General features: G+C 70.5%; 25 protein-coding genes. 13 read left to right on the top strand and 12 right to left on the bottom strand.

Going from position 1 to position 24,794, the window contains the following annotated elements:
• Positions 1-27: 27 nt before the first annotated feature.
• Together AC1ROY_RS11460 and AC1ROY_RS11455 are read left to right on the top strand one after the other, a co-directional pair.
• A complete protein-coding gene (locus AC1ROY_RS11460; RefSeq protein ID WP_493148934.1) occupies positions 28-654 on the top strand; it encodes a DsbA family oxidoreductase in 627 nt (208 codons plus the stop codon).
• Positions 655-673: 19 nt separating this feature from the next.
• The gene (locus AC1ROY_RS11455; RefSeq protein WP_493149026.1) at positions 674-1,435 is read left to right on the top strand and encodes a LamB/YcsF family protein; all 762 of its coding nucleotides are present in this window, start codon (positions 674-676) and stop codon (positions 1,433-1,435) included.
• On the opposite strand, the gene AC1ROY_RS11450 is transcribed toward AC1ROY_RS11455, so the two are convergent.
• Positions 1,432-2,307: an extracellular catalytic domain type 1 short-chain-length polyhydroxyalkanoate depolymerase gene (locus AC1ROY_RS11450; RefSeq protein ID WP_493148933.1), complete on the bottom strand. Its 876-nt coding sequence runs from the start codon at positions 2,305-2,307 to the stop codon at positions 1,432-1,434. The two genes, AC1ROY_RS11455 and AC1ROY_RS11450, sit on opposite strands and share 4 nt — an antisense overlap.
• 265 nt (positions 2,308-2,572) lie before the next feature.
• On the opposite strand from AC1ROY_RS11450, the gene AC1ROY_RS11445 reads away from it, so the two are divergent.
• A complete protein-coding gene (locus AC1ROY_RS11445) occupies positions 2,573-2,872 on the top strand; it encodes an alkylphosphonate utilization protein (protein ID WP_493148932.1) in 300 nt (99 codons plus the stop codon).
• A 76-nt stretch (positions 2,873-2,948) separates the two neighbouring features.
• Positions 2,949-3,944 (top strand): Bug family tripartite tricarboxylate transporter substrate binding protein, encoded by a 996-nt coding sequence (locus AC1ROY_RS11440; RefSeq protein ID WP_493148931.1) that lies wholly within the window; start codon positions 2,949-2,951, stop codon positions 3,942-3,944.
• Positions 3,945-4,352: 408 nt separating this feature from the next.
• Here AC1ROY_RS11440 and leuB read toward each other — a convergent pair whose 3' ends face one another.
• The 4 genes from leuB to AC1ROY_RS11420 are packed head-to-tail and all read right to left on the bottom strand — an operon-like array spanning position 4,353 to position 8,402.
• Positions 4,353-5,441 (bottom strand): 3-isopropylmalate dehydrogenase, encoded by a 1,089-nt coding sequence (gene leuB / locus AC1ROY_RS11435; protein ID WP_493148930.1) that lies wholly within the window; start codon positions 5,439-5,441, stop codon positions 4,353-4,355.
• Positions 5,438-6,061 carry a 3-isopropylmalate dehydratase small subunit gene (gene leuD / locus AC1ROY_RS11430; protein WP_493148929.1) on the bottom strand — a complete coding sequence of 208 codons (624 nt, stop codon included), beginning with the start codon at positions 6,059-6,061 and terminating at the stop codon, positions 5,438-5,440. Before leuD ends, leuB begins: the two co-directional genes overlap by 4 nt.
• Position 6,062: 1 nt before the next feature.
• A complete protein-coding gene (gene leuC, locus AC1ROY_RS11425) occupies positions 6,063-7,457 on the bottom strand; it encodes a 3-isopropylmalate dehydratase large subunit (RefSeq protein ID WP_493148928.1) in 1,395 nt (464 codons plus the stop codon).
• Between the two features lie 33 nt (positions 7,458-7,490).
• The gene (locus tag AC1ROY_RS11420) at positions 7,491-8,402 is read right to left on the bottom strand and encodes an ABC transporter substrate-binding protein (protein WP_493148927.1); all 912 of its coding nucleotides are present in this window, start codon (positions 8,400-8,402) and stop codon (positions 7,491-7,493) included.
• Between the two features lie 48 nt (positions 8,403-8,450).
• Here AC1ROY_RS11420 and AC1ROY_RS11415 point away from each other — a divergent pair, with 48 nt between their 5' ends.
• The 7 genes from AC1ROY_RS11415 to AC1ROY_RS11385 all read left to right on the top strand — a co-directional run bounded on the left by AC1ROY_RS11415 (position 8,451) and on the right by AC1ROY_RS11385 (position 14,928).
• A complete protein-coding gene (locus tag AC1ROY_RS11415) occupies positions 8,451-9,398 on the top strand; it encodes a Bug family tripartite tricarboxylate transporter substrate binding protein (RefSeq protein ID WP_493148926.1) in 948 nt (315 codons plus the stop codon).
• A gap of 53 nt (positions 9,399-9,451) precedes the next feature.
• The gene (locus AC1ROY_RS11410; protein ID WP_493148925.1) at positions 9,452-10,189 is read left to right on the top strand and encodes an SDR family NAD(P)-dependent oxidoreductase; all 738 of its coding nucleotides are present in this window, start codon (positions 9,452-9,454) and stop codon (positions 10,187-10,189) included.
• A gap of 11 nt (positions 10,190-10,200) precedes the next feature.
• Positions 10,201-11,406, top strand: coding sequence for an acyl-CoA dehydrogenase family protein (locus AC1ROY_RS11405; protein WP_493148924.1), 1,206 nt, complete (start codon positions 10,201-10,203; stop codon positions 11,404-11,406).
• On the top strand, positions 11,399-12,400 hold the full coding sequence (locus tag AC1ROY_RS11400) for a phosphotransferase family protein (RefSeq protein ID WP_493148923.1): 1,002 nt from the start codon (positions 11,399-11,401) through the stop codon (positions 12,398-12,400). Before AC1ROY_RS11405 ends, AC1ROY_RS11400 begins: the two co-directional genes overlap by 8 nt.
• On the top strand, positions 12,384-12,713 hold the full coding sequence (locus AC1ROY_RS11395; protein WP_493148922.1) for a DUF6285 domain-containing protein: 330 nt from the start codon (positions 12,384-12,386) through the stop codon (positions 12,711-12,713). Before AC1ROY_RS11400 ends, AC1ROY_RS11395 begins: the two co-directional genes overlap by 17 nt.
• Before the next feature lie 79 nt (positions 12,714-12,792).
• A complete protein-coding gene (locus AC1ROY_RS11390) occupies positions 12,793-13,905 on the top strand; it encodes a CaiB/BaiF CoA transferase family protein (protein ID WP_493148921.1) in 1,113 nt (370 codons plus the stop codon).
• 63 nt (positions 13,906-13,968) lie between these two features.
• Positions 13,969-14,928, top strand: a complete 960-nt coding sequence (locus AC1ROY_RS11385) for a tripartite tricarboxylate transporter substrate binding protein (protein ID WP_493148920.1) — start codon at positions 13,969-13,971, stop codon at positions 14,926-14,928.
• Between the two features lie 6 nt (positions 14,929-14,934).
• Here AC1ROY_RS11385 and rutA read toward each other — a convergent pair whose 3' ends face one another.
• Together rutA and AC1ROY_RS11375 are read right to left on the bottom strand one after the other, a co-directional pair.
• Entirely contained in the window at positions 14,935-16,011 is a 1,077-nt protein-coding gene (gene rutA / locus AC1ROY_RS11380; protein WP_493148919.1) for a pyrimidine utilization protein A, read from the bottom strand.
• A gap of 200 nt (positions 16,012-16,211) precedes the next feature.
• Positions 16,212-18,527: a methyl-accepting chemotaxis protein gene (locus AC1ROY_RS11375; RefSeq protein WP_493148918.1), complete on the bottom strand. Its 2,316-nt coding sequence runs from the start codon at positions 18,525-18,527 to the stop codon at positions 16,212-16,214.
• 128 nt (positions 18,528-18,655) lie between these two features.
• Between AC1ROY_RS11375 and AC1ROY_RS11370 the strand changes: the two genes are divergently transcribed.
• Both AC1ROY_RS11370 and AC1ROY_RS11365 read left to right on the top strand, forming a co-directional pair.
• Complete coding sequence (locus tag AC1ROY_RS11370; protein ID WP_493148917.1) at positions 18,656-19,291, top strand: flavin reductase family protein; 636 nt, start codon at positions 18,656-18,658, stop codon at positions 19,289-19,291.
• Between the two features lie 54 nt (positions 19,292-19,345).
• A complete protein-coding gene (locus AC1ROY_RS11365; RefSeq protein WP_493148916.1) occupies positions 19,346-20,989 on the top strand; it encodes an ABC transporter permease in 1,644 nt (547 codons plus the stop codon).
• Between the two features lie 4 nt (positions 20,990-20,993).
• Here AC1ROY_RS11365 and AC1ROY_RS11360 read toward each other — a convergent pair whose 3' ends face one another.
• The 5 genes from AC1ROY_RS11360 to AC1ROY_RS11340 all read right to left on the bottom strand — a co-directional run bounded on the left by AC1ROY_RS11360 (position 20,994) and on the right by AC1ROY_RS11340 (position 24,753).
• Positions 20,994-21,719: a hypothetical protein gene (locus AC1ROY_RS11360; protein ID WP_493148915.1), complete on the bottom strand. Its 726-nt coding sequence runs from the start codon at positions 21,717-21,719 to the stop codon at positions 20,994-20,996.
• Positions 21,720-21,932: 213 nt separating this feature from the next.
• On the bottom strand, positions 21,933-22,433 hold the full coding sequence (bfr, locus tag AC1ROY_RS11355; protein ID WP_493148914.1) for a bacterioferritin: 501 nt from the start codon (positions 22,431-22,433) through the stop codon (positions 21,933-21,935).
• Between the two features lie 171 nt (positions 22,434-22,604).
• Entirely contained in the window at positions 22,605-22,784 is a 180-nt protein-coding gene (locus AC1ROY_RS11350; protein WP_131547393.1) for a (2Fe-2S)-binding protein, read from the bottom strand.
• A gap of 20 nt (positions 22,785-22,804) precedes the next feature.
• Complete coding sequence (locus tag AC1ROY_RS11345) at positions 22,805-23,833, bottom strand: extracellular solute-binding protein (RefSeq protein WP_493148913.1); 1,029 nt, start codon at positions 23,831-23,833, stop codon at positions 22,805-22,807.
• A gap of 134 nt (positions 23,834-23,967) precedes the next feature.
• Positions 23,968-24,753: an HpcH/HpaI aldolase family protein gene (locus AC1ROY_RS11340; protein WP_493148912.1), complete on the bottom strand. Its 786-nt coding sequence runs from the start codon at positions 24,751-24,753 to the stop codon at positions 23,968-23,970.
• Positions 24,754-24,794 lie beyond the last annotated feature (41 nt).

Raw genomic sequence — 24,794 nt, 5'->3', positions numbered from 1 at the left:
ACTGGCACGCAGGACAAGGAGCGGACCATGGAACCCACACGCCGCATCGACGTCATCTCCGACGCCATCTGCCCCTGGTGCTGGATCGGCAAGACCAATCTGGACGCCGCGCTGGCCCTGATCGGCCCGGCCGCGGCCGAGTTCAGCGTCCACTGGCGCCCCTTTCAGCTCAATCCGGACATGCCGCCCGAAGGCGTGGAGCGCGCCACCTACCGGGCCCAGAAATTCGGCAGCGTCACGAAGGGCGCGGAGCTCGACGCCAATGTCGCGCAGGCCGGCCGTAACGTCGGGCTGGAGTTCCACCACGACCTCATGCTGCGGACGCCCAACACCATCAACGCACACCGGCTGCTGCAATGGGCCGGCCCGCGGCAGCACGAGATGGCGGAAGCGCTGTTCCGCGCCTATTTCCACGACGGCAAGGACATCGGCGACCTCGCCATCCTGGCCGAAGTCGCCGCCACGCTCGATCTCGATGCCGCCGCCTTCCTGGCGAGCGACGAGCTGGCCGAAGAGGTCCGCGCCGAGGACGCCTATTTCCGCAAGATCGGCATTTCCGGCGTTCCCAGCTTCGCCGTCGACGGGCGCGTGCTGTTCAGCGGCGCCTATCCGGCCGAGCACATCGCCGCGGCGCTGACCCGCCAGGCCGCGTAAGGAGAGACACTTGCCTGCAGTGAACATCAACGCCGATATCGGCGAGAGCTTCGGCGCCTGGCACAAGGGCAACGACCCCGCGGTGATGCCTCTGATCAACTCCGCCAACATCGCCTGCGGGATGAGCGCGGGCGACCCCACCGTGATGCACGAGACGGTGGCGCTGGCGCTCAGGAACGGCGTCTCGATCGGCGCACATCCCGGCTACAACGACATCTGGGGCTTCGGCCGCCGCGCGATGAAGATGAACCCACGCGACATCGAATACATGGTCGCCTACCAGATCGGCGCGCTGATGGGCATCGCGGCGATGCACGGCGCCAAGGTGACGCATGTGAAGCCGCACGGCGCGCTGCACAATGTCGGCATCGTCGACCCCGACGTGGCGGATGCGATGGCGCGCGGCGTGAAGGGCGTGGACCGCGACCTGATCTATGTCGGCCTCGCGCATTCGCACATCGAAAAGGCGGCGCATGCCCACGGGCTGCGCTTCGCGGTCGAGGGCTATATCGACCGCATGTACGACGACGACGGCAACATCACCTCGCGCTTCAACACCGACGCCGTGCACAAGGATCCCGCAGTCGCGGCGCGGCAGGCCGTGGCGATGGTGGTGGACAAGGTGATCCTCACCCGCGGCGGCAAGCGCATTCCGGTGGAGGTGCATTCCATGTGCCTGCATGCCGACGAGCCGACCGCGGAGGTGGTCGGCACGGCGGTGCGGAAGGCGCTGCTGGAGGCCGGCGTGGAGCTGAAGACCCTGCCGGAGATGGGGATCTAGCCTCCGAGACCCCAGAATGCGGCGATACGTGATGTCGCCGAGATCCCGGCCTCCAGCACCCAAGGTCCGGGCCGGCCGCCATCCATCGCCGCATGGATCGGATAGCCATGCGCAAGACCGCCCAGGGTCCACACCTCGACACGCTCGCGCGATCGGGAGCCCCAGGCCCGGCGCCGAACCCCCGGAGAAAGCTCGAAATCCGAGCTGGGCTCCATCTCCAGCCCCTGCGCTCCGCTCCACTGAGCCGCGAGCAGCCCGGCATTGGCGGGATCCACGGTCCGGTCCGCGCCGCCCTGCCAGATGGAGATGCGCGGCCATTGGCGTTCCTTGCGGAGGGGCGAGGCGGCCTGCACGGCGGCGACGAGCGCGGCCCGGCTCCCCAGGGGATCGGCGCGATGCATGCGATGCAGCGCCATGAGCGAGCCGCTCGCGGCGCCGACGGGCATGCCGGCCACGATCGCCCCGCCCGCGAAGAGGGTGGGATAGGCCGCGAGCATGGCGCCGGACATCGCGCCGCCGGCGGACAGGCCGACGATGAAGATGCGCCGGCGGTTGGAGGCGAACCGCTTCGCGGCCTCGCGGATCATCTGCCGGATGGACAAGGTCTCGCCGGCGCCCTGGACGTCGCCCGGACGATACCAGTTGAAGCAGCGCTGCCGGTTGTTCGCGACCACCTGCTCCGGCAGCAGCAGCGGGATTCCCTGCCGCCGCGCCCATGCGATCCATCCGGCGTCCCCGGCGAAAGGGCCGGCCTCCTGCCCGCAGCCATGGAGCACGACGACCAGGGGCGCGCCCTCGGGCATGCCCGGCGGCACGTAGACGAACATGCGCAGCCCTCCCGGATTCGAGCCGAAGCGGCGAAGCTCAGTCACGCGATCGACCGGCGGGGGCGCTTCGGGGGCGGGCCTGGACACGGCCTGCCGAGGCCGCGAGGCCAGTCTGAACGTCGAGGCCTGCAAGCGGATCATGCGCCGCATCAGCCGGAAGGTTTTCGAGATCCGCGCCATGAGACCGCCCGTGCTGCGGAGGTGAAACACCTGGCTCGCGACATCGGTCGGGGCCTCTGCGTGTCTCTTCGGCAAACTGCTAGACAGAGCGGATCGGGAGCAGGGCTCCCCATGTCCATGAGAGGCGAATATGGCCGACGACGAGTACGTCTATGACGAAGTGACGGGGGAATGGCGCCCGGCCGGAGAAGCCGCCGCCGCCGCCGCGGCCGACCGGTTCGAGGTCCGAGACGCCTCCGGAAACCTCCTCGCCGATGGCGATTCCGTCACCCTCATCAAGGACCTGAAGGTGAAGGGCGCCAACCAGACCCTGAAGCAGGGCACGGTCATCCGCTCGATCCGGCTCACGGACAATGCCGAGGAGATCGACTGCCGCCACGACACGATCAAGGGCCTGGTCCTGCGCACGGAGTTCGTGCGCAAACGCTAGCCGCGGGGACGCGCGGGTGGCATCCTGGGCGGGAGGACGCCGGCGAGACACGGTCCAGACAAGGATTCCGCCGAGAATGATCAGACCCACCCGCCGCGCCCTGCTGGGCGCCCTGCCCTTTGCCGCGCCGGCCCTGCTGCCCGGCACGGCCTGGGCCGCCTTCCCCGACCGGGTCGTCACGCTGGTCAACGGCTTCGCGGCCGGTGGCTCCTCCGATATCGCGGCGCGCATCGCTGCCCCGCGCCTTTCCCAGGCGCTGGGCCAGACTGTGGTGGTCGAGAACCGCCCGGGCGCCGGCGGCGCATTGGCGCTGGCCTGGCTCCGCCGCCAGTCGCCCGACGGGCACACGGTCATCATCGCCGATCCCTCCTCGCTGGTGATCGCGCCGATGGTGCAGCCGGACACCGTCACCTATCGCCCCACCGAGGATTTCACGCCGCTGACCATCTGGGGCACGACGCCGATGGTGCTGATGGTCGCGCCCGACCATCCCGCGCGGGACGTGGCCGGGCTGGTGGCCTGGATCCGGGCGCAGGGAGGGCGCGCGGCCTATGCCTCCTCGGGCATCGGCTCCACGCCGCAGCTGGCGGCCGAGCTCTTCCTGCAGCGGGCCGGCGGCGATCCGACGGTCACGCACGTTCCCTACCGCAGCGGCGGCCAGATGCTGGAGGCGGTGCTCAAGAACGAGTGCGGCTTCGGCTTCTCGGTGCTGTCCAGCGCGGCGGGGCATCTGCGCGGTGGCACGCTGCGGGCGATCGCGGTGAGCGGCCAGGCGCGCGCGACGTCGTTTCCCGCGGTGCCCACCATGGCGGAATCCGGCTTTCCCGATTTCGACCTGATCACCTGGTACATGCTGCTGGGACCGCCGGGCATGACGCCCGAGGTGCAGGCCTCCTGGTCCGCCGCAATGGCCGCCACGCTGACCGACGCGCCGACGAAGGAGCGGCTGATCCAGTCCGGGCTGGATCCCGCCGAGCCGTCACCGCCGGCGGCCGCGGCGGCCTACCTCGCGCGCGAGACGGCCAGCTACGGCGCCATCATCCAGGCGGCCGGGGCACGGATGCGAGGGTAGCAGGCTGCGCCTTGAGGGGGGCTTTGCCCCCTCGTTGCCTCCGCTTCGCGGCTAACCCCCAACCAGGGAACACGTTCCCTGCACCTTCATCAGTAAAAGGGTCCAGCGACTGTCTTGAGTGTCAAGCGTTGGCTTGATGCGGGTTGGCTGAGTTTTGCCTGGCGATGCGGGATCGTGCTGCGAGGCAGACCGCCCCTGGCGACTGTTCGGGTTCACGACCATGACAACCGGCCGGCTCCCAGGCTGGACCACGGGCTCTCACGCCCCAGGGCAAAACGGGATGCCGGCCGAGCGCCGATCAGGCCACAAAAAACCGATCACGCACCAGCAAGATACAAGGGCACAAAGCCCTGGCGGGGTTGGCCGCGGAGCGGAGACAACGCGAGAGGGCAGCGCCGTCTCGCAAAGCTATAGCGCCGCGATCACCGCATCTCCCATGGCCTTCGTCGAGATAGCCGTCTCCCCCGGCGCCGCGATATCGGCCGTGCGCGCGCCCTGGGCCAGCGCGGCTTCCACCGCCTTCTCCAGATGCGCCGCGTCCTCCGGCCGGTTCGCGCTCCAGCGCAGCATCATCGAGACCGAGAGAATGGAGCCCAGCGGGTTCGCGATCCCCTTCCCCGCGATATCCGGCGCCGAGCCGTGGATGGGCTCGTAGAGAGCGCGCCGGCGGCCGTTCGCGTCCGGCTCCGACAGCGAGGCCGAGGGCAGCATGCCGAGCGAGCCGATGATGGCGCCGGCCGCGTCGCTCAGCAGGTCGCCGAAGAGGTTGTCCGTGACCAGCACGTCGAAGCGGGTTGGGTTGCGGGCGAGCTGGATGGCGCAGTTGTCGGCCAGCATGTGCTCGAAGCCGACGTCGGGGAACTCCTCCTTGTGGATGGTCTCCGCGATCTCGCGCCAGAGCGCGCCGGATTCCATGACGTTGGCCTTGTCCACGGATGTGACGTGGTTGCGCCGCGTGCGCGCGAGCTCGAAGGCGAAGCGCACGGCGCGGCGGATCTCGGCCTCGGTGTAGGTGTGCGTGTTGACGCCGCGGCGCGAGCCGTCGGGCAGCGTCTCCACGCCGCGCGGTGTGCCGAAATACATGCCCGCCGTCAGCTCGCGCACGAAGACGAGGTCCACGCCCTCGGTGACGCGCGGCTTGTAGGGGCTGCCCTCGGTGAGCGCCGGCTGCATCTTCACCGGGCGCATGTTGGCGAAGACGTCGAGCCCCTTGCGCATGCGCAGCAGGGATCCCTTGCGGCGCTCCTCCGGCGGGATGACCGCGGCCTGGTCGAGGCTGCCCGTGGCGCCGAAGAGGATGGCGTCGGCGCCCCGGATCTGCTCCCAGGTCTCGTCGGGCATCAGCGTGCCGTGCCTGCGCCAATTGGTCATGCCGAAGTCGCGCTCGGTCAGGCGGATGTCGAGGTTGCGGTTCTGGCCGAACCACTGCAGCACGCGCACCGCCTCGGCGGTGACCTCGGGGCCGACACCGTCGCCGGCCAGGACCAGAACCTTCAAGCGACGCTCTCCCAGGCCCAGCCGCGGCTGGCCTTGTCCTTGTCGCGCCAGGCCGCGATGGCGTCGGCGTGCTTCATGGTGAGGGAGATGTCGTCGAGCCCGTCCAGCATGGCCTCGCGCTTGCGGTCGTCGACGGCAAAGGGGATGGTCTCGCCGCGCGGGGTGATGACCACCTTGCGCTCGAGGTCGACGGTGGTGCGGGCGTTGCCGGGGCTTTCCTCGGTCTGCTCGGCGATGCGGCGGATGGCGTCGATCGGCAGCCGCACCGGCAACAGGCCGTTCTGGAAGCAGTTCGCGAAGAAGATGTCGCCGAAGCTGGGGGCGATGACGCAGCGGATGCCCATGCCCATCAGCGCCCAGACCGCGCCCTCGCGCGAGGAGCCGCAGCCGAAGTTCTCGGCGGCCAGCATGATGGGGCTGCCCTTGTAGGGCGCGCCGTTCGGAATGAAGTCCGGGTTGTCGCTGCGGTCAGGCAGGTAGCGCCGACGCTCGAAGGCGTATTCGCCCAGCCCGTCGCGGCCGGAGCCGACGAGGCGCTGGATGGGGATGATCACGTCGGTATCGACATTGGCTTCCATGAGAGGGATCGCGGTGCCCTCGACGGTCCGAAAGGCCTGCATCTCAGTAGCTCCTGACGTCGACGATCGCGCCGGCCAGCGCGGCGGCCGCGGCCATGGCGGGCGAGGCCAGGTGCGTGCGCGCGCCCGTGCCCTGACGGCCCACGAAGTTGCGGTTGGAGGTGGAGACGCAGCGCGCGCCGGAGGGCACCGTCTCGCCATTGGCCGCGACGCAGAGCGCGCAGCCGGGCTCGCGCCATTCGAAGCCGGCCTCGGTGAAGCGGTGGTGCAGGCCCTCCGCCTCGGCCTCGGCCTTCACCTGCTCGCTGCCGGGGACGACCCAGGCGGTGACGTGCTCGGCCTTCCTGCGGCCCTTGATGACATCGGCGGCAGCACGGAGATCGGAGATGCGGGAGTTGGTGCAGCTGCCGATGAAGACCCAGTCCACCTTGGTGCCCGCGATCCTCTGGCCCGGCTCCAGACCCATGTAGCGCAAGGCGGCCTCGAGTCCGGCGCGGCGGCTGGGCACCGTGTCCTCGACGGACGGGACGTGTCCGGTGACGGCGGACACCATCTCCGGGCTGGTGCCCCAGGTGATCTGCGGGACGAGATCGGCCATGTCGATCACCTCGTCGCGCGTGAAGCGGGCATCGGGATCGGAGGGGACCTTGCGCCAGTCGGCCATGGCGGCGTCCCAGGCAGCGCCCTTCGGCGCGAAGGGGCGGCCGGAGAGGTATTCGAAGGTCGTGTCGTCGGGCGCGACCATGCCGGTCCTGGCGCCCATCTCGATGGAGAGGTTGCAGAGGGTCAGCCGCTCCTCGACGCTCATGGCCCGCACGGCGCTGCCGGCATATTCCATCGCCATGCCGGTGCCGGCCGCCGCGCCGAAGCGGCCGATGGCGGCGAGGATCATGTCCTTCGCCGTGACGCCGGCGGGCCGGATACCTTCATAGCGGATGCGAAAGGTGCCGGGCCGGCGCTGCGGCAGCGTCTGGGTCGCGAGCGCATGCACCAGCTCGCTGGAGCCGATGCCGAAGGCCATCGCGCCGACGCCGCCATTGGTGCAGGTGTGGCTGTCGCCGCAGGCCAGCGTCAGGCCGGGCAGCACGATGCCCTGCTCGGGCGCGACGACATGGACGATGCCGTTGCCGGGCGTGCCGATGTCGAAGATGCGCACGCCCTCATGCGCGGCGCGCTCGCGCAGCGAGGCGAGGAGCTTGGCGCCCTTGGGAAAGCTGTGCTCCGTGCGGCCGGGCGCGCTGGAGATGGCGTGGTCCGGCACGGCGAAGACCTTTTGCGGCTCGGCCACGCGGCGCCCCTTCTCGGCGAGCTCGCGCATGGCACGGCCGCCGCTGAGGTCGTGCACCAGCAGGCGGTCGACATAAAGCAGCGACCAGCCCTCGCCGAGATCGGCGATGACGCGGCTGTCCCAGATGCGGTCGAACATGGTGCTCGCCATGGGCGTTCTCCTCCTCCGGTCCTTGCTGGCCGGTCAGTTCTCCGCGAGCGCCGCGACGGTGATCGCGTCGTCCACGCAATGATCATAGCCCGGCTCGCTGTGGATGGCGCCCCCACTCCGCATGGCGGATTGCAGGCGGTCGAAGGGCTCGGGCGGGAAGTGAGGCGTGGCGGTCCAGATGCCCAGGTCCCGGTAGCGCTGCAGGCAGCGGGCCAGGAGCGCCGGATCCATCCCGGGGAAGAAGCCGTCGATGGTGGCCACGATCTCCTCCGGCGTGGCGGCCATGAACCAGCGCTGCGTGGCGGCGAGGCCGCGGATCATGGCGCGGAACTCGGGCGCGTATTCGGCGATGTTCTGCACGCTCGAATAGAAGGTCGTGTAGGAGGTCGGCCCGCGCGAGGCGGCGGCGTGCCAGGCATGGCCGGTGCCCTCCGCCTCCATCTGGCTGACGAAGGGCTCGAAGAGCTGCGCCACGTCGAGGCGGCCCTCGGCGACGGCGGTGGCATTCTCGACCATGGATCTGTCGGTGACGCGACGCACGCTGTCCGGGTCGAGGCCGGCGCGGCGGATATCGTCCTGCAGGGTCCACCAGGGTGTCGGCACCTCGCTGACCGTGCCCAGGGTGAGCGTCGCGAGATCGGTGAGACTGAAGTCGGGCCGCGGCGTCCGGCCGACGAGAAAAAAGGGATCGCCCAGGATCGCCGCGCCGAAATTGCGCAGTGGCGAGGCAGGATCGGCGTCATGCGCGAGCAGGATGCGCATCGGCCCGCCCCAGGCGAGATGCGCCCGCCCCTCCAGCACCGAATCCTTGGCGAGCGAGGGCTGCGTGCCGGAGACCAGCTCCACCGCCACACCCTGCTCCTTATAAGCATCGCGGGCCAGCGCCGCGTAGAAGGGTGCGTAGAAGACGGCACGGAAAGGCTCTTGCAGTCGGATCTGGCGCATGGCTTGCATCGTGGACCCGAGATGCCCCATCGCCAAGAGAGCTCCCGCATGCTTCGCCGCCAGATCCTCGCCGCAGGCACCGCCCTGCCCTTCGCCGCGCGCGCGCAGACCTTCAGCCGGCCGCTGCGGCTGATCATCCCGGTGGGCGTGGCGGGCGTGACCGACATCGCAGGGCGTGTCCTGGCGGAGGGGATGCAGCAGGCGCTCGGCCAGCCCGTGGTGCCGGAGAACGTGGTCGGCGCCGGAGGCACGGTGGGCGCCGCGGCCTACCACCGCGCGCCGAACGACGGGTCGGTGATCTATATCGGCACCAACGGCCATGCGCTGACCAAGGCCGTCTACCCGAACTTCCCGCTCGATCCCGTGGCGGACTTCACACCGCTCGCGCTGGTGGGCCGGCAGCCCTTCGTGCTGGCGGTGCACCCCAGCGTGCCGGCGACCGACCTGCCGACGCTGCTGGCCTGGCTGCGCGCGCAGGGCGAGCAGGCGAATTTCGGCTCGGCCAATCCGGGCGCGAGCAACCACCTCGCCGGCGAGCTGCTCAAGCAGATGTCGGGCACCAGCTTCACCATCGTGCCCTACCGCTCGGCCGCGAATGCCGTGCAGGACCTCGTGGCCGGGCGGATGAACCTCACCATCGACAGCCCCACCATCATCATGCCGCTGGTCCGCTCCGGTGCCCTGCGCCCGCTCGCCGTCAGCACGCCCGAGGCCTCGGCGCTGGTGCCGGGCGTGCCGCCGATCGCGAGCGTGCTGACGGGCTACGACCTCAACGCCTGGCAGATCCTCTTCTCGCGGCCCGGCGCGCCGGTGGCGGCGCAGCGCGCCGTCCAGTCCGCCTGCTTCGCGGCGCTGGCCAATCCCGCCGTGCGCGAGCGGCTGCTGCAGGCCAATATCGAGACCTGGCCAGACCCGAGCGCGGAGGCCGCGCGGCGCTACCTCGCCGAGGAGATCGCCCGCTGGACGCCGCTGGCGTCGCGCATCGCGCCGGGTTGACCCTCACGGCTGCGCCGCCGATCCTCCCGCGCCGCACCGCGGGAGGATCAAACGTGTTTTCGCTGGAGGGCCGCAGGGCCTTCGTCACCGGGGCCTCCGGGCTTCTCGGCGGCCATTTCGCCCGCGTGCTGCACAAGGCCGGCGCCGAGGTCGTGCTGGCCGCCCGCCGCATCGAGGCCTGCGATAAGATCGCCGCCGAACTGGCCCCCCGCGCCAGCGCCGTCCGCCTCGACATCAAGGATGAGGCGAGCATCGCCGCCGCGCTCGATGCGGGCCCGGTCTGCGACATCCTCGTCAACAATGCCGGTATCGCCGTCACGCGCAGCTTCCTCGACCAGACGGCCGCCGACTGGGACAGCGTGCTCGACATCAACCTGCGCGGCGCTTTCCTCGTCGGCCAGGCGGCGGCGAGGCGCATGGTCGCTGCGAAGACGGGCGGCTCGATCGTCAACATCGCCTCCATCCTCGGGCTGCGGGTGATCCCGGGCGTCGCCGGCTACACCGCCGCCAAGGCCGGGCTGATCCAGCTCACGCGGCAGATGGCCGTGGAGCTGGCGCGCCATTCCATCCGCGTGAACGCCATCGCGCCGGGCTACATCGCCTCCGATATCAATGCGGAGTTCTTCGCCTCCGAGGGCGGGCAGGCCATGATCCGCCGCATCCCGCAGCGCCGCCTCGGCAAGCCGGAGGATCTGGACGGCGCGCTGCTGCTGCTGGCCTCGCAGGCCGGGGCGCATATGACGGGCTCGGTCATCACGGTCGATGGCGGCCACTCGATCAACGCAGTCTGAAAGCATCCGACATGGACTTCACCCTCGACCCCAAGAGCGAAGCCAAGCGCCAGGCCGTCCGCGCCTTCGTGAACGACCGGCTGATCCCGCTGGAGGCCGACCGGGCCAGCTACGACGAGCACGAAAACATCTCGCCCGCGCTGCTGCAGATCCTGCGCGCGGAGGTGAAGGCCGCCGGACTCTGGTGTCTGCAGCTGCCTGAGGCGATCGGCGGCCAGGGGCTGCCCTTCACCGGCATGGCCGCCTGCTACGAGGAGATGAACCGCTCCATCTTCGGCCCCGTCTGCTTCAACTCGGCCGCGCCGGACGACGGCAACATGATGGTGATGAACAAGGTCGCGCGGCAGGACCAGAAGGACTGGTGGCTGATGCCGGTCGTCCGCGGCGAGGTGCAGTCCAGTTTCGCCATGACCGAGCCCGGCGGCGCCGGTTCCGACCCCGGCATGACCTACACGACCGCCGAGCGCGTCGGGAACGACCGCTGGCGCATCAACGGCCGAAAGTGGTTCATCACGGGCGCGGGCGAGAGCAAGCACTTCATCCTGATGGCCAAGACCAGCGACGATCCGCGCAAGGGGCTCACCGCCTTTCTCTTCCACGCGGACACGCCCGGCTGGAAGATCGAGCGCCGCATCCCGATCATGGGCCCCGAGGAACATGGCGGCCACTGCGAGATCAGTTTCGATGGGCTGGAGATCCCCGACGAGAACCGCCTCATGGGCGTGGGCGACGGGCTGAAGCTGACGCAGATCCGCCTCGGCCCGGCGCGGCTCACGCACTGCATGCGCTGGACCGGCATGGGCCGCCGCGCGCTGGAGATCGCGCAGGCGCACACGGAGCGGCGCTCCACCTTCGGCGTGAAGCTGGCCGACCGCGAATCCGTGCAGATGATGGTGGGCGAGGCGGCGATGCAGCTCGACATCAGCCGGCTGCTGACCATGCGCGCGGCCTGGAAGCTCGACCAGGGCGACTTCGCGCGCAAGGAGGTCAGCATGGCGAAGATCGTCGCCGCCGATGCTCTGCACAAGGCGGCCGACACGGCGATCCAGCTGCTCGGCGCCAAGGGCTATTCCAAGGACACGCCGGTGGAGTGGATGTACCGCTACGCGCGGCAGGCGCGGCTGGTGGACGGCGCCTCGGAGGTGCACCGCATGGTGCTGGCGAATTTCCTGCGCCGCGAGGGCGGCGGCTTCTTCGCCTGGGGCCATCATGGATGAGGCGCGCCGCAAGGCGCTGAACGCCTGGCTGTCCGAGGCGGCGGGCGTGCCGGTCGAGATCGGCGCCGCCTCGCTGCTCTCGGGCGGCGCGATCCAGCAGAACTGGGCGATCTCCGTCACGCGCAACGGCGTCGCCGAGGAATGGGTGCTGCGCACCGACAATGCCGCAACGCTCGCGGTCTCGCTGCCACGCACCGCCGAGTTCGCGCTGCTGCGCGCGGCCTTCGCGGCCGGCGTGACCGTGCCGGAGCCACTCCATTGCTGCGGGGACACGGCGGTGATCGGCGCACCCTTCTTCGTGATGCGGCGCGTCGCCGGCACCGCGACAGCCTTCCGTCTCGCGAAGCAGGCCGCGGCCGAAGGGGGCGACGCGGCGCTGGTCCACAACGCCGGGCGTGAGCTGGCGCGCATCCACAGCATCACCCCGCCGCGCGACGACCTCGCCTTTCTCGGCGCGCCACCGGCCGATGCGGGCGTGGACTTCATCCGCGCCATGCGCGAGCGCCTCGACGCCGCCGGCACGCCCCGGCCCATCCTGGAATGGGGGCTTTCGGCGCTGGAACGGAATCCCCTGCCGCCCCTGCCCCCGGTCCTCTGCCACAACGACTTCCGCACCGGGAACCTGATGGTGCAGGACCACGCCATCACCGCCGTGCTCGACTGGGAGTTCGCCGCCTGGGGCGATCCGCATGCCGATCTCGGCTGGCTCTGCGCGCCCTGCTGGCGCTTCGGCAACCTCGCGCTGGAGGCCGGCGGCCTCGGCCCGCGCGCGGCGCTGCTGGAAGGCTATGGCCCCGCCGCCGATCCCTTGCGCCTGCCCTTCTGGGAGCTGGCCGCCAGCCTCCGCTGGGCCGTCATCGCCGCCGACCAGGGCGCGCGGCACCTCTCCGGCCAGGAGCGCGGGCTGGAGCTGGCGCTGACCGCGCATATCATCCCCGAGCTGGAGCTCGACATCATCAGCCAGGTGGAGGCCCTCGATGCTGGAAGCACCTGACGCCGCCGACCTCCTCGCCACGGCCCGCGAGTCCCTGCTGCAGAAGCTGCTGCCCGCCCTGCCCGCGCATCTCCATTACGAGGCGCGGATGACCGCGAATGCCATGGCCATCGCGGCGCGCGCCATGGCCGCCGATCCGGCGCCGGTCGAGGCGCGCCTGAAGGCCCTGGCGGGCGACGCCGCAGGCCTCGCCGCGCGCATCCGCTCCGGCGAGTTCGCCCCCGGCACGGCACGGCATGCCGAGGCCGCCGCGCTGCTGCGGGACATCGCGCGCCTGCGCTGCTCGGTGAGCGCGCCGCGCGCGCTGCGCTGACCGCATATCCGCAGGTGCGCTGCCTCTCGATGCGGTGCAGCATGGCGCATGGCTCGCCCCCACGAACGGAGATGTGCCCATGGGTCCGCTCGCCGGTCTCCGCATCCTGGAAATCGCCGGCATCGGCCCGGGCCCCTTCTGCGCCATGCTGCTGGCCGATCTCGGCGCCGAGGTCATCCGGATCGAGCGCATGGATGGCCCGGAGGGCTCCCGCCAGGACGTCACGCTGCGCAACCGCCGCTCCCTCGCACTCGACCTCAAGAAGCCCGAGGCCGTGCAGGCCGTGCTGCGCCTGGCGGAGACCTCCGACGCGCTGATCGAGGGCTTCCGTCCCGGCGTGATGGAGCGGCTGGGCCTGGGTCCGGCGGTCGTGCGCGCGCGGAACCCGCAGCTGGTCTATGGCCGCATGACCGGCTGGGGCCAGGAAGGACCCATGGCGCTGCGGGCGGGGCACGACATCAACTACATCGCGCTGACCGGCGCCTTGCATGCGATGGGCCGCGCCGGCTCGCCGCCCGCGCCGCCGCTGAACCTCGTCGGCGACTACGGCGGCGGCGGGATGCTGCTGGCCTTCGGCCTGCTCGCGGCCCTGCTGGAGCGCGAGCGCAGCGGACAGGGCCAGGTGGTGGATGCCGCCATGGTGGATGGCGCGGCGCTGCTGATGGCGCCCATCTTCGGCCTGCGGGCGCGCGGCCGCTGGAGGGATCGGCGCGCGGCCAACCTGCTCGACGGCGCGGCGCCCTTCTACGACAGCTATGAATGCGCCGACGGGCGCTACGTCGCCGTGGGCCCGATCGAGCCGCAATTCTTCGAGGACATGCTGGTGCGCATCGGGCTGGAGCCGAGGCTCTTCGAGGGCCGCATGGACCCGTCCCGATGGCCGGCCCAGAAGGCGCTGCTGGCCGCGGCCTTCGGCACCCGCCCGCGCGACGAATGGGCGGCGATCTTCGTGGACAGCGACGCCTGCGTCACGCCGGTGCTGACCATGGCGGAGGCGAGCGCCCATCCGCACAATGCGGTGCGCGGCACCTTCCTCGAGCGCGAGGGCGCCATGCAGCCCGCGCCGGCGCCGCGCTTCTCGCGCACGCCGGGCGAGCTGCGCCGCCCGCCGCCGCTGCGCGGCGAGCACGGCCGCGAGATCCTCGCGGAACTCGGCTTCACCCCGCAGGAGATCGACGCCATCGTGAAGTAGGCAAGGTTTTTCCCTGGCCGGCGCCCGGTTTTGCTAGATGAGGCGCTCTACAGGGAGTGAAACATGAAACGTCGTCACCTGCTCGCCGGGGCGCTGGCCGCGCCCGCCCTCGCGCCCGGGCTGGGCGGGGCGCAGAGCTTTCCGAGCCGCCCCATCACCATCCAGATCTCCTTCCCCGCCGGCGGCGCCACCGACGTGCAGATGCGCGGCTTCGCCGAGGCCGCGACGCGCGCCTTCGGCCAGCAGGTGATCATCGAGAACCGGCCGGGCGGCGGCGGCACGCTGCCGGCGGCCAACATGCGCAGCACGCGGCCGGACGGCTACACCCTGGCGCAGTTCGCCCTGCCGGCGATCCGGCTGCCCTTCATGCAGCGCATGGCCTTCAATCCGCGCACCGACTTCACGCCGATCATCCACCTGACGGGCTACCTGTTCATGGTGCTGGTCCGGGCCGAGAGCCCCTACCGGAGCTGGGCCGAGCTGGTGGCCGACGCGCGCCAGCGGCCGACCCTGGTGAAGATCGGCAACACCGGCGCCAACGGCACGCCGCACCTCACCATGGTCGACCTGGCCGAGCGGGAACGCGTGGAGGTCACCCATGTGCCGTTCCGCGGCGAGGGCGACGGCATGCCAGCGCTGATGGGTGGGCACATCGAGGCCATGGCCGCGGGCTCCGGCGCGATCCAGCTGATCGCCGACGGCAGGCTGCGGGCGCTCAACGTCTGGGTGCGCAACCGCTCGCCCAAGCTGCCCGAGGTGCCGACGCTGACCGAGCTCGGCTACCGCGACATGGTGGTGACCTCGCCCTATGGGATCGTGGGGCCGCTGGGCATGGATCCGGAGCTGCTGCAGCGGCTGCATGACGGCTTCAAGGTCGCGGCGCATGATCCGCAGCACGTGGCGACGCTGGCGCGGCTGGACATGCCGCTGGAGTACCTGGATAGCGCCGATTACGGCCGCTTCATCGCCCGCACGGCAGACGAGGAGGAGGCGCGCGTGACCCGCCTCGGCCTGCGGATCTGATCCCGCTCAGGCCGCCAGGGAGACGTGCTGCCGCGACCGCATGAGCGGCTGGATGCGCGTCCCGAACTGCTCCATGCCGATGAGGAAGTCGTCGAAGGTCAGCATCACGCCCTGCAGGCCGGGAATCTCGGCCAGCTCGTCCAGATGCTTCGCGACGGTAGCGTAGGAGCCGATGAGGCGCAGCATCTGCGTAGGCTCGCGCCGCGAGCGGATCATGCGGCCGACGGTGGAATGCGCCTCGGCCTTCACGTCGGCGCCGGCCTGGGAATCGCGCCAGGCGAGGGCCTCGAGGTCGGTGCCCTCGACATAATGCTCCCACTTGGCCATGGCGGCGGCGTCGGTCTCGTCGGCGATGACCATCATCAGCAGCATCGCGCCGCAGCTCTTGCCGGCGGCGGCGTTCGCGGCGAGCAGCCGATCCGTGTGCTGCCGGACTTCGGAGACGTCGTTCACCCCGCCGGCGCTGAGGAAGTTGTAGTCGGCATATTCCGCGGCGAACCGCATGCCGCGGTTGGACTGGCCGGCCGAGATGATCTCGATCGGCTTCGCCGGCGTCGGCCCCAGCCGGCAATCCGTCATCTGGAAGAAGTCACCCCGGAAGTCCGAGCGGCCGGTGGTCCAGAGGTCCTTCATGACCTGGACGTACTCGCTGCAGAAATCGTAGCGGCGGGCGAAGTGCACCTCGCCGGGCCAGATGCCCATCTGCTCGTATTCAGCCTTCTGCCAGCCCGAGACGATGTTCACGCCGAAGCGTCCGGGCGCGATTGAATCGATGGTCGCGGCCATGCGCGCGATGATCGGCGGCGGGATGGTGAGCACGGCCACCGAGGCGAAAAGCTTGATCCGCCGCGTGACCGCAGCCAGGCCGGACATCAGCGTGAAGCTCTCGAGGTTGTAGTCCCAGTACTCACTCGGCCCGCCGAAGCCGCGCAGCTTGATCATGGAGAGCGCGAAGTCGAGGCCGTACTTCTCAGCCTTCAGGGTCACCTCGCGGTTGAGCTCGAAGCTCGGCCTGTACTGCGGCGAGGTGGAGGAGATCAGCCAGCCGTTGTTGCCGATCGGAAGGAAGACGCCGACATCCATCTCACCAAGTCCCCGTCCGCGATGCTGGGATCAGGGTAGGTCCCGGCCGGAATGTCGGGCAATCCGCGGAAGGACACGGGAAAATCGGTCGGAAGCTTGCGCCGCCCAAGGATTGGGCGGCGCGCTCCCGTCGCGGGCACCGAGGCCGTTGCCGAGAGGCGATCCACCGTTCCGGTGCTCCCGCCTCGGCGGATCGCGCCCTACTGCGCCCGCACCTGCTTCAGGAACTCGCCGGCCTTGTCGCGCAGCACGCCGGCCTGGTTCGCCAGGTCGTTCGAGGCCTCCAGCACCTCGCCCGCCGAGCGCCCGGTCTCGCCGGAGGCGCTGCGCACGTCGTTGATCCGGCGGGTGACGGCGCCGGTGCCCTCGGCCACCAGGGCCGCGCTGCGGGCGATCTCGCGCGTCGCGGCGCCCTGCTCCTCGACGGCAGCGGCGATGGCGGTCGTGACCTCGTTCATCCGCTCGATGGTGAGGCTGATGGAGCGCAGCGCCGTCACGGCCTGCTCCGTCGTGCCCTGGATGCCGCCGATCTGCGCCGCGATCTCCTCGGTGGCCTTGGCGGTCTGCGCGGCGAGGTTCTTCACCTCGCTCGCCACCACCGCGAAGCCTTTGCCCGCCTCGCCGGCCCGCGCCGCCTCGATCGTGGCGTTGAGCGCCAGCAGGTTGGTCTGCCCCGCGATGTCGCTGATCAGCCGCACGACGTCGCCGATCCGGCTCGCGGCCTGGGCCAGGCCCTGCACCGTGCCGTCGGTCGCCCGCGCCTCGTCGGCCGCGGCGCGCGCCACCTGGGCGCCCTCGGCCACCTGGCGGGTGATCTCGGCGACGCTGGCCGCGAGTTCCTCCGCGCTGGCGGCCACAGCCTGCACGTCGGCCTCGGCCCGGCCCGAGGCCTCGGCCACCGCCTCGGCCTCACGGCCGGAGGTCGCCGCCGAGCCGGAGAGGACGTTCGCCGACTGCTGCATCTGCCCTGCGGCCGTCGCCACAGCATCCACCACGCCGCCGATCTCCTGCTCGAAATTATCGGCCAGCTGCGACTGCGCGGTGGCGAGGGTCCAGACCAGCATCGGGGCCACGTAGTCGCCCGCACGGTCGCGGATGGCGGTGACGTTGAGGTCCATCACCTGGTCCGCGAGCGCGAAGCGGGCCCGATGCGGCAGGCGCGAGGCATCGCCCAGAATCTCGCGCTGGTGCGCCGGATTCCTGTGGAAGATATCCAGGCTCTGACCCAGCACCTCCTCCGCCTTCACCGGCAGATCGCCCTCGATCAGGCCCATCAGCCGTGTGCTTTCCGGGTTCATGTAGCGGATGCGGAACTCGTCCTTCGGATCGGCCATCATCACGCCGAGCGGCATCTGCTCCAGCATCTGCTGCTGGGCGAAGGCCTTCTCCACCCCGCCGCGCAGCTCCTCCAGCGCGGTCGCGATCTGGCCGATCTCGTCGCGGCGGTTGCGGTCGGGCACCGGCTCGGCCGTCTCGCCGGCGGCGATGCGGCGCACCGCGGCCGCGATACGGCGCAGCGGCGTGCCGATGGCGCGGGCGGTGATGAGGCCGGAGAGGATCTGGATCAGCGCCACCACGCCGCCGATGATCCAGACGCTGCGCTCCAGGGCCGTCATCGCGGCCGCCGCGGATTGCGCGCGGCTCCGGGCATCCGCCGCCAGCGCTGTGGTCGCGGTGCCGAAGGCGGCCGTCATGCGCTCAAGAACGGGAGCGGTGCGGCTCGTGCGGATCTCGAGGATGCGGGCGCCGATGCCCATCAGCGCCTCCGCCTCGTCGGCCAGCCGCTGGCCGGCCGTGGTGAGGCGGGCCATGTCCTGCTTCACCTCCTCGGCGGCGGCCGAGGTCAGCCGGCGCGCGTGCACGCGGCCCTGGGCGGCGGCGCGGCGCACGCGGGCGGCGGAGGGCGCGTCGTCGGTGGCCAGGTAGCGCTGGATGCCGAGCCGCACCTCGTTCACCGAGGCGACATAGGTGTTCATCACGTCGCGCAGCTCGTCGCGGGCATCGCCGCTCATGCCGAACTGCAGGTTGGCGGTCGCCGCCTCCAGCGCCTGATCGAATTCGGAGAAGCGGGGAAAGAAGTCGCGGTCGCGCTTGGCGATCAGCTCGGACCGGGCGGCGGCCGTCTCGTCGAGGCCGCCGCGGAGGGTGGCGAGCTCGGCCTCCAGCGTCTCCAGCGGCTGGGTGGCCGCGGCGGCCGTGGCGTCGCGGCGCGCCGCCTGCAGGGCGGCGGCGGCCTGGTCCAGACGCTCGCGCATCTGCTCCGTCTCCCGCTGGAGCTGGGCGGGATCGTTGGCGAGCAGCACGCCGCGCTGGGCGCTGAAGGCGTCGCCGGCGAAGCGCGCGGCCTCGTCGGCGGCGGCGCGGGCGGCCACGGCCTGGCGCTCCGCCACCTGCTGCTCGGCCACCTGGACGCTCTCGCGCATGACCAGCAGGACCAGGGCAGTCAGCAGCAGGACGGCAAGGCCTGCACTCGTGGCCAGCTTTCGGCCGACCGACAGATCGCGGAAGAATCGCATGGGACCTGATCTCCTCTTCGGGATCGGTCTACGCCCCATCCGGTTAAGAGCCGGTGAACGGCGAGGCCCTCTCGACTCTTCCCGGCGCCGCGCCCAATTTTCCGCGGCAAACCCGTGAGGCCCCGTCCATGTTCTTCGATTTCGAGACCCTTCCCGCGTCCGAACGCTACAAGCTCGTGGTCTCGACCGTCGTGCCGCGCCCGGTCGCCTGGGTGGTGAGCCAGGACGCCGCCGGCGTGGTGAACGCGGCGCCCTTCTCCTTCTTCAACGTCTTCACCGACAGCCCCGTGGTGGTCGGCATCGGCGTCGGCCCCAAGCCCTCCGGCAGCTTCAAGGACACGCTGGCGAACATCAAGGCGCTGAACCAGTTCGTCGTCTGCCTCGTGCCGCATTCCCACATCCACGCGATGAACGCGACCGCGATCGACTTCGACGCCGAGGTGGATGAGCTGGACGAGGCCAGCCTCACCAAGATCCCCTCGACCAAGATCCAGGTGCCGCGCATCGGCGAGAGCCCGGTGGCGATGGAGTGCGAGACCTTCCAGCTCATCCCCGTCGGCCATCACACAATCGTGCTCGGCAAGGTGGTGGCCATGCACATCCACGACGAGGCCGTGATGGACGCGGCGAAGCACTACGTGGACACGCCGAAGCTCGACCTCGTCGGCCGCATGCATGGCCGCGGCTGGTACACGACCACGCGCGACCGCGTGGAGGTGCCGCGCATCAGCGTCGCCGACTGGGAAGCCAAGAAGAAGGGCTGACCATCAGCGGCGCATCCTGTATGCGCCGCGAATGAGACTTTCTCGCAACCGGCCGTGAGCGCGGCCGCGCCGCGGCATCACCGGCCGCTCTGGGTGAGGCTGACCTGGCCGGCGGTGCTGCTGATCGCGCTGCCGCTGGCGGCCGTGCTGGCTGCGGCTATGGTGCCGGCGGGTGCCGTCTGGTGGCACATCTGGCAGACCTCCCTGCCGGAGCTGCTGGGCAACACCGCGATCCTGGCGCTGCTCGTGGCGCTCATGGCGGGCAGCGCGGGCGCCGTCACCGCCTGGCTGGTGACCGCCTGCCGGTTTCCCGGCCGCGACATCCTGCGCTGGGCGCTGCTCCTGCCGCTGGCCATGCCCGCCTATGTCAGCGGCTACGCCTGGGTCTGGCTGATGGACGTCGCCGGCCCCGTGCAGACGGCGCTGCGCGAGGCCACCGGCTGGCGCTACGGCGGCTACTGGTTCCCCGAGATGCGCAGCCTGCCCGGCGCGGCCCTGGTGCTGGCGATGGTGCTCTACCCTTACATCTACCTGCTGTGCCGCGCGGCCTTCCTCGCGCAGTCCACCTGCCTGCTGGAGGTCTCGCGCACGCTCGGCCATTCGCTCTCGCGCACCTTCTGGCACGTGGCGCTGCCGCTGGCGCGGCCGGCCCTGGCGGCGGGCGTGGCGCTGGTGCTGATGGAGGTGATGGCCGATTTCGGCACGGTGCAGCATTTCGGCCTGCGCACCTTCACGACAGGCATCTACGAGGCCTGGTTCGCCATGGCCGACCGCGGCGCCGCCTCGCAGCTCGCGGCCGCGCTGCTCTTCTGCGTGGCGCTGCTGCTGGCGCTGGAACAGGCGAGCCGCGGCGGACGGCGCTTTCACCCGATGACCACGCGGCAGGCGCCCGTCCGGCCCGTGGCGCTGCCGCCGGCGAAGGCGGCGCTGGCCCTGCTGGCCTGCGCGCTGCCGCTGGCGCTGGGCTTCCTGGTCCCGGCCGGCACGATGCTGTCTCTGGCGCTGCGGGCCGGCGACCCGCTGGCGCCGAGCCGCTTCATGCCCTTCCTCACGAACTCGCTGACCCTCGCCGCGATCACGGCCGCGCTGGCCGTGGCGCTGGCCTGCTGGCTGGCCTGGGCGGTGCGGCTGCATCCCAGCGCGCCCGGCCGCTTCGCGAATCGCGCGGTGGGGCTGGGCTATGCCATCCCGGGCTCGGTGATCGCCGTCGGCACGCTGGTGCCCTTCGGCCTGCTCGACAACGCGCTGGACGCCTGGCTGCGCGCGCATCTCGGCGTGAGCTCGGGGCTGTTGCTCTCGGGCACGGTCGCGGCGCTGGTCTTCGCCTATCTCGTGCGCTTCCTGGGAGTGGCGCTGTCCTCGGTGGAGAGCGGGCTGGCGCGGCTGAAGCCCTCCTTCCAGGCCGCCGCACGCTCGCTCGGCGCGGGTCCGGCCGGCGCGGTCTGGCGGGTGGAGCTGCCGCTCTCGCGCGGGGCGCTGCTGACGGCGGCGATCCTGGTCTTCGTGGACACGATGAAGGAGCTGCCGGCCACGCTGATCGTGCGGCCCTTCGACTTCGATACCCTGGCGGTGCGCGTCTACAACCTTGCGGCGGACGAGCGGCTGTCGGAGGCGAGCACCTCGGCGCTGCTGATCCTCGTGGTGGGGCTGCTGCCGGTGGCGGTGCTGGCCCGGGCGATGCGGCAGGGCCGGGACTGACGGGCTATTTTCCGCCGAAGGCTTCGGGCGCGGGCTCGTAGCCCATGCGGCGCAGATAGGGGCCGAAGGCCTGGGTCAGCCGCGCCGCCAGGGCCGGCTCCATCTCGGCGCGATGCCGCTCCGGACGCGCCTTGTTGCGGTGAGTGAAGGCGATGCGCTGCACGTAGAATCGGACCAGCCAGTTGGGGCAGCCGATCCCGAGATGGCCCTTGATGCGGTCGATCGCCTCATCCGTGCGGAAGCCGGTGATCTCGTAGCGCAGCGTCAGGGTGTGCGGCAGGCCGATCCACAATGCCAGCTCGCCGAGATACCGGCGCACCGCGGCGACCGAGTCCTCCAGGGTCACGAATTCGGAGAAGGCCATCTCGCCCTTGGCCCGCGCCATCGCCCCGGCGTCCAGGAGCGCCAGGCAGATGTCGCGGGGATCGCGGTGGTTCACATGCGCCGAGACCAGGCCGCGCGCCGCCAGGGCCTGGTAGGCGGCGATCCATTCGGGTCCGGGGCGGGCATGAGTCTTGATCACGAGGATGCGGTCGCGGAACCGATCGGCCAGCCTCGACAGGACGTCCGGGTCCAGCTCCTGGGCGAAATTGTAGGTGTGTCCGCGGATGAGGCGGAGGTCGGCGCGCAGCAGCGGCTGCCAGTGTCCCCCGAGCACCGCCACTCCGGTGGCGATGCGGAAGGCCAGGGTGCTGCCGGATTTCGGGATGCCGTAGCTGAAGACCAGCATGGCCGGCTCAGCCGGGGGGAGCCGGGGCGTGCAACCCGGGCGCCGCGGGCCGCGGGCCCGCGGGCGATCCCGGTGTCGCCGCCCAGGACCATGGCCGCGGCGAGAATGCTGGTGGTCCCTGCATGACCCTGGCTGCCCGCTATAGGCGGCCAGGATGGCTCAATCCTACTTATATGCCAAGGAACTATATCCTTAGGCTTGGTCCCTGCGGCCTCAGCCGTGGTCCTTGTGCTGGTCCGGCGCGGCGTCGCTGTTGAGCTGGATGTAGTTCGGCAGCCCCATCTGCTCGACCATGTCGAACTGCGTCTCGAGGAAGTCCTGGTGCTCCTCCTCATTCGCGAGGATCGACTTCAGCAGGTCGCGGCTGACGTAGTCCCTGACACCCTCGGAATAGGCGATGCCCTCGCGTAGGTCCTCGATCGCCTTGAGTTCCAGCTTGAGGTCGCATTCCAGGACCTCCTTCACGTTCTGCCCGATCAGGATCGGGTTCAGCCGCTGCACGTTCGGGAGGCCGTTGAGGTAGAGGATGCGCTTGATGAGCTCATCCGCGTGCTTCATCTCCTCGATGCTCTCCTTGTACTCGTGCTTGGCGAGCTTGGTCACGCCCCAGTCGTCCAGCATGCGGGCATGGAGGAAGTACTGGTTGATGGCGGTCAGCTCGTTGGTGAGCTGCGTGTTCAGGTGCTCGATGACCTTGGGATCGCCCTTGGGCATGCTGGCTCGCTCCGGCTTTGTGTGCCGAAGGGATGTCACATCCGGCAGGGCAAAATCAAGTCCCTGTAAAAAAACGACTTAATTGCGAACCGGAGTGAAACTCGTTCGCAGGTCCTTTTGCCGAGGGGCGATTCACGGCTCCGGCGATCCCGCCTCCGCCGATCGCGTGCCCTAGCCGCGCGCCTTGTCCTCGGGCATCTCGCGGAGAATGCTCAGGATTGTCGCGGTGCAGGTGCCGCATTGGGCGCGGCAGCCGCAGCCCTCGTAGACTTCCTTGGGGCGCGAGGCGCCATTGGAGGCGGCGGTGCGGACGTCACCGTCGCTCATCCCGTTGCACAGGCAGATGACCATCGTCTGGAACCCGGCTCCCTTTAGCGCCAGCCGGCGCGCTGCATGAGGCGAAGCGCCTCGGGGGCATTGGCGAGCATCTTCGCCCCGTCCGGCGGCTCGTCGCGGAAGGCACCGAGCGACACCAGGAAGGGATGCGTCTCGGCCTCGGCGACCGCCGGGAACTCCATGTTGCCGAGGGCGAAGATGCGCTGCGCCGCCGGCGTGGTGAGGAACTCCAGGAAGGCGCGGGCCTCGGCCGGGTGCGGCGAGGTCTTCACCAGCGCGGCGCCGGAGATGTTCACATGCGTGCCGCGGTCGCCCTGGCCCTGGTTCGGGAAGATGACGCCGACGCGCTGCGCCAGTTCCCGCTCCTCGGCCTGCTGCGAGATCGACATCAGCCCGAGGTAGTAGGTGTTGGAGATGGCGATCGTCCCCTGCCCGGCCATGACCGCGCGGATCTGGTCGCGGTCGCCGCCGGCGGGCGGGCGGGCCAGGTTGGCAGCGATGCCGCGGGCCCAGGCCTCGGTCGCCTCCGCGCCGTTGGCGGCCAGGAAGCTGGAGGCCAGCGCCACGTTGTAGCCGTTGCCGGAGGAGCGGACGGCGATCTGTCCCTTGTACTGGTCCTTCGACAGGTCCTCGTAGCGCGCGAGGCCGGCCGGCGCGCCCTTGGCCTTGTCGTACATGAAGACGCGGGCGCGGCGCGAGGCGGCGAACCACTGGCCCGCCGGGTCGCGCAGCCCTTCGGGGACGCGGCTGTCGATGGTGGCGGAGGCGTAGGGTTGCGTCAGGCCGAGCTCGGCGGCGCGGGCGAGCCGGCTCGCATCCACGGTCAGGAAGATGTCGGCGGGGCTGTTGGCGCCCTCGGCGCGGATGCGCTCGATGAGCTGGTCGGCATTGGCCTCGATGACGCGGACGCGGATGCCGGAGGCCTGGGTGAAGGCCTCGTGGATCTGCTTGTCGGCGTCGTAGTGGCGCGAGGAATAGAGGCTGACCACCCGTTCCTGGGCGCGGAGCACGGCCGGGGCGAAAAGCCCGGCAGCGGAAGCGGCGAGAAAAACCCGTCGTTGCATGCAACCCTCTGGGGACTGGCGTAGGGTCGCATCCCTAAGGCAATTGCGAGGCGTTCGCAAGGGCAATTGCGAGGCGCTCGCAGTCGCAACGATTTCCGAGGGTTAGGCCGGGGACGGTCCCGGCCCTTCTCGAATCAGCCCGCCAGCGCGCGCAGGAACTTCGCCCGGGCTGAGGCGCCGGCCATCACGAAGACATGGTCCGAGCCGCCCAGCACGAAGCGCGCGCCCATGGCGATGTAGTCCTTCGCCACGACCTCGTCGTAGACGCCGCCCATGCCCATGACCTTGCCGTGCTTCCTGCAGGCCGCGGCCACCTTCTCGTAGGCGGCGCGCACGCGCGGATGACCGATCTGGCCCGGGATGCCCATGGTCGCCGTGAGGTCGCTGGTGCCGAATTTCAGCACGTCCACGCCCTCCACCGCCGCGATGGCCTCGGCGTTGTCGACGGCCTCCTCGGTCTCGATCATGCAGGCGATGAGGACCTCCTCGTTGCTCTCCTTCTGGGCCGTCGCCGTGTCGGGCGGTGCGAAGCCGTAGAGGATCGGCGGCCCGCCCCAGCTGCGCATGCCCAGCGGCGGGAAGCGGAAGGCCTTCACCACCTCCTTCGCCTCCTCGGCCGTGTCGACATGCGGCACGACGACGCCCATCGCGCCGTTGTCGAGGCAGCGCGTGCCCTCGAAGAGTGCGTCCTTGCAGCAGCGCACGATGGGCGTGCAGCCCTGGTTCAGCGCGGCCATGCAGATCTGCGTGGCGGCGTCGACGCTCATCGCGCCGTGCTCCATGTCGATGAAGAGCCAGTCGAAGCCCGTGGCCGCGCCGAGCGCGCCGACCGCCGAGCCGCGCAGATGGTGCACGCCGAAGCCGATGGAGAGCTTTCCCTCGTTCAGGCGCTGCTTCGCCAGGTTCTTCACGATGGGCATGATGCGGTTCCTTCCCGTTGTCGCGGCGGAGCGCATCACGC

The organism is Roseococcus sp. GW821-FHT12F05 (assembly GCF_058806835.1).
This window is presented reverse-complemented; position numbering and strand designations above follow the sequence as displayed.

What these genes read in the sequence shown, in the direction of transcription:
- AC1ROY_RS11360 (WP_493148915.1), bottom strand. Translation starts at nt 21,719, where the DNA reads ATGCTGGTCTTCAGCTACGGCATCCCGAAATCCGGCAGCACCCTGGCC.
- AC1ROY_RS11385 (WP_493148920.1), top strand. Translation starts at nt 13,969, where the DNA reads ATGAAACGTCGTCACCTGCTCGCCGGGGCGCTGGCCGCGCCCGCCCTC.
- AC1ROY_RS11345 (WP_493148913.1), bottom strand. Translation starts at nt 23,833, where the DNA reads ATGCAACGACGGGTTTTTCTCGCCGCTTCCGCTGCCGGGCTTTTCGCC.
- leuC (WP_493148928.1), bottom strand. Translation starts at nt 7,457, where the DNA reads ATGGCGAGCACCATGTTCGACCGCATCTGGGACAGCCGCGTCATCGCC.
- rutA (WP_493148919.1), bottom strand. Translation starts at nt 16,011, where the DNA reads ATGGATGTCGGCGTCTTCCTTCCGATCGGCAACAACGGCTGGCTGATC.
- AC1ROY_RS11420 (WP_493148927.1), bottom strand. Translation starts at nt 8,402, where the DNA reads ATGCGCCAGATCCGACTGCAAGAGCCTTTCCGTGCCGTCTTCTACGCA.
- AC1ROY_RS11460 (WP_493148934.1), top strand. Translation starts at nt 28, where the DNA reads ATGGAACCCACACGCCGCATCGACGTCATCTCCGACGCCATCTGCCCC.
- AC1ROY_RS11405 (WP_493148924.1), top strand. Translation starts at nt 10,201, where the DNA reads ATGGACTTCACCCTCGACCCCAAGAGCGAAGCCAAGCGCCAGGCCGTC.
- AC1ROY_RS11370 (WP_493148917.1), top strand. Translation starts at nt 18,656, where the DNA reads ATGTTCTTCGATTTCGAGACCCTTCCCGCGTCCGAACGCTACAAGCTC.
- leuD (WP_493148929.1), bottom strand. Translation starts at nt 6,061, where the DNA reads ATGCAGGCCTTTCGGACCGTCGAGGGCACCGCGATCCCTCTCATGGAA.
- AC1ROY_RS11445 (WP_493148932.1), top strand. Translation starts at nt 2,573, where the DNA reads ATGGCCGACGACGAGTACGTCTATGACGAAGTGACGGGGGAATGGCGC.
- AC1ROY_RS11390 (WP_493148921.1), top strand. Translation starts at nt 12,793, where the DNA reads ATGGGTCCGCTCGCCGGTCTCCGCATCCTGGAAATCGCCGGCATCGGC.
- AC1ROY_RS11440 (WP_493148931.1), top strand. Translation starts at nt 2,949, where the DNA reads ATGATCAGACCCACCCGCCGCGCCCTGCTGGGCGCCCTGCCCTTTGCC.
- AC1ROY_RS11375 (WP_493148918.1), bottom strand. Translation starts at nt 18,527, where the DNA reads ATGCGATTCTTCCGCGATCTGTCGGTCGGCCGAAAGCTGGCCACGAGT.
- AC1ROY_RS11400 (WP_493148923.1), top strand. Translation starts at nt 11,399, where the DNA reads ATGGATGAGGCGCGCCGCAAGGCGCTGAACGCCTGGCTGTCCGAGGCG.
- AC1ROY_RS11350 (WP_131547393.1), bottom strand. Translation starts at nt 22,784, where the DNA reads ATGGTCATCTGCCTGTGCAACGGGATGAGCGACGGTGACGTCCGCACC.
- AC1ROY_RS11395 (WP_493148922.1), top strand. Translation starts at nt 12,384, where the DNA reads ATGCTGGAAGCACCTGACGCCGCCGACCTCCTCGCCACGGCCCGCGAG.
- AC1ROY_RS11340 (WP_493148912.1), bottom strand. Translation starts at nt 24,753, where the DNA reads ATGCCCATCGTGAAGAACCTGGCGAAGCAGCGCCTGAACGAGGGAAAG.
- bfr (WP_493148914.1), bottom strand. Translation starts at nt 22,433, where the DNA reads ATGCCCAAGGGCGATCCCAAGGTCATCGAGCACCTGAACACGCAGCTC.
- AC1ROY_RS11415 (WP_493148926.1), top strand. Translation starts at nt 8,451, where the DNA reads ATGCTTCGCCGCCAGATCCTCGCCGCAGGCACCGCCCTGCCCTTCGCC.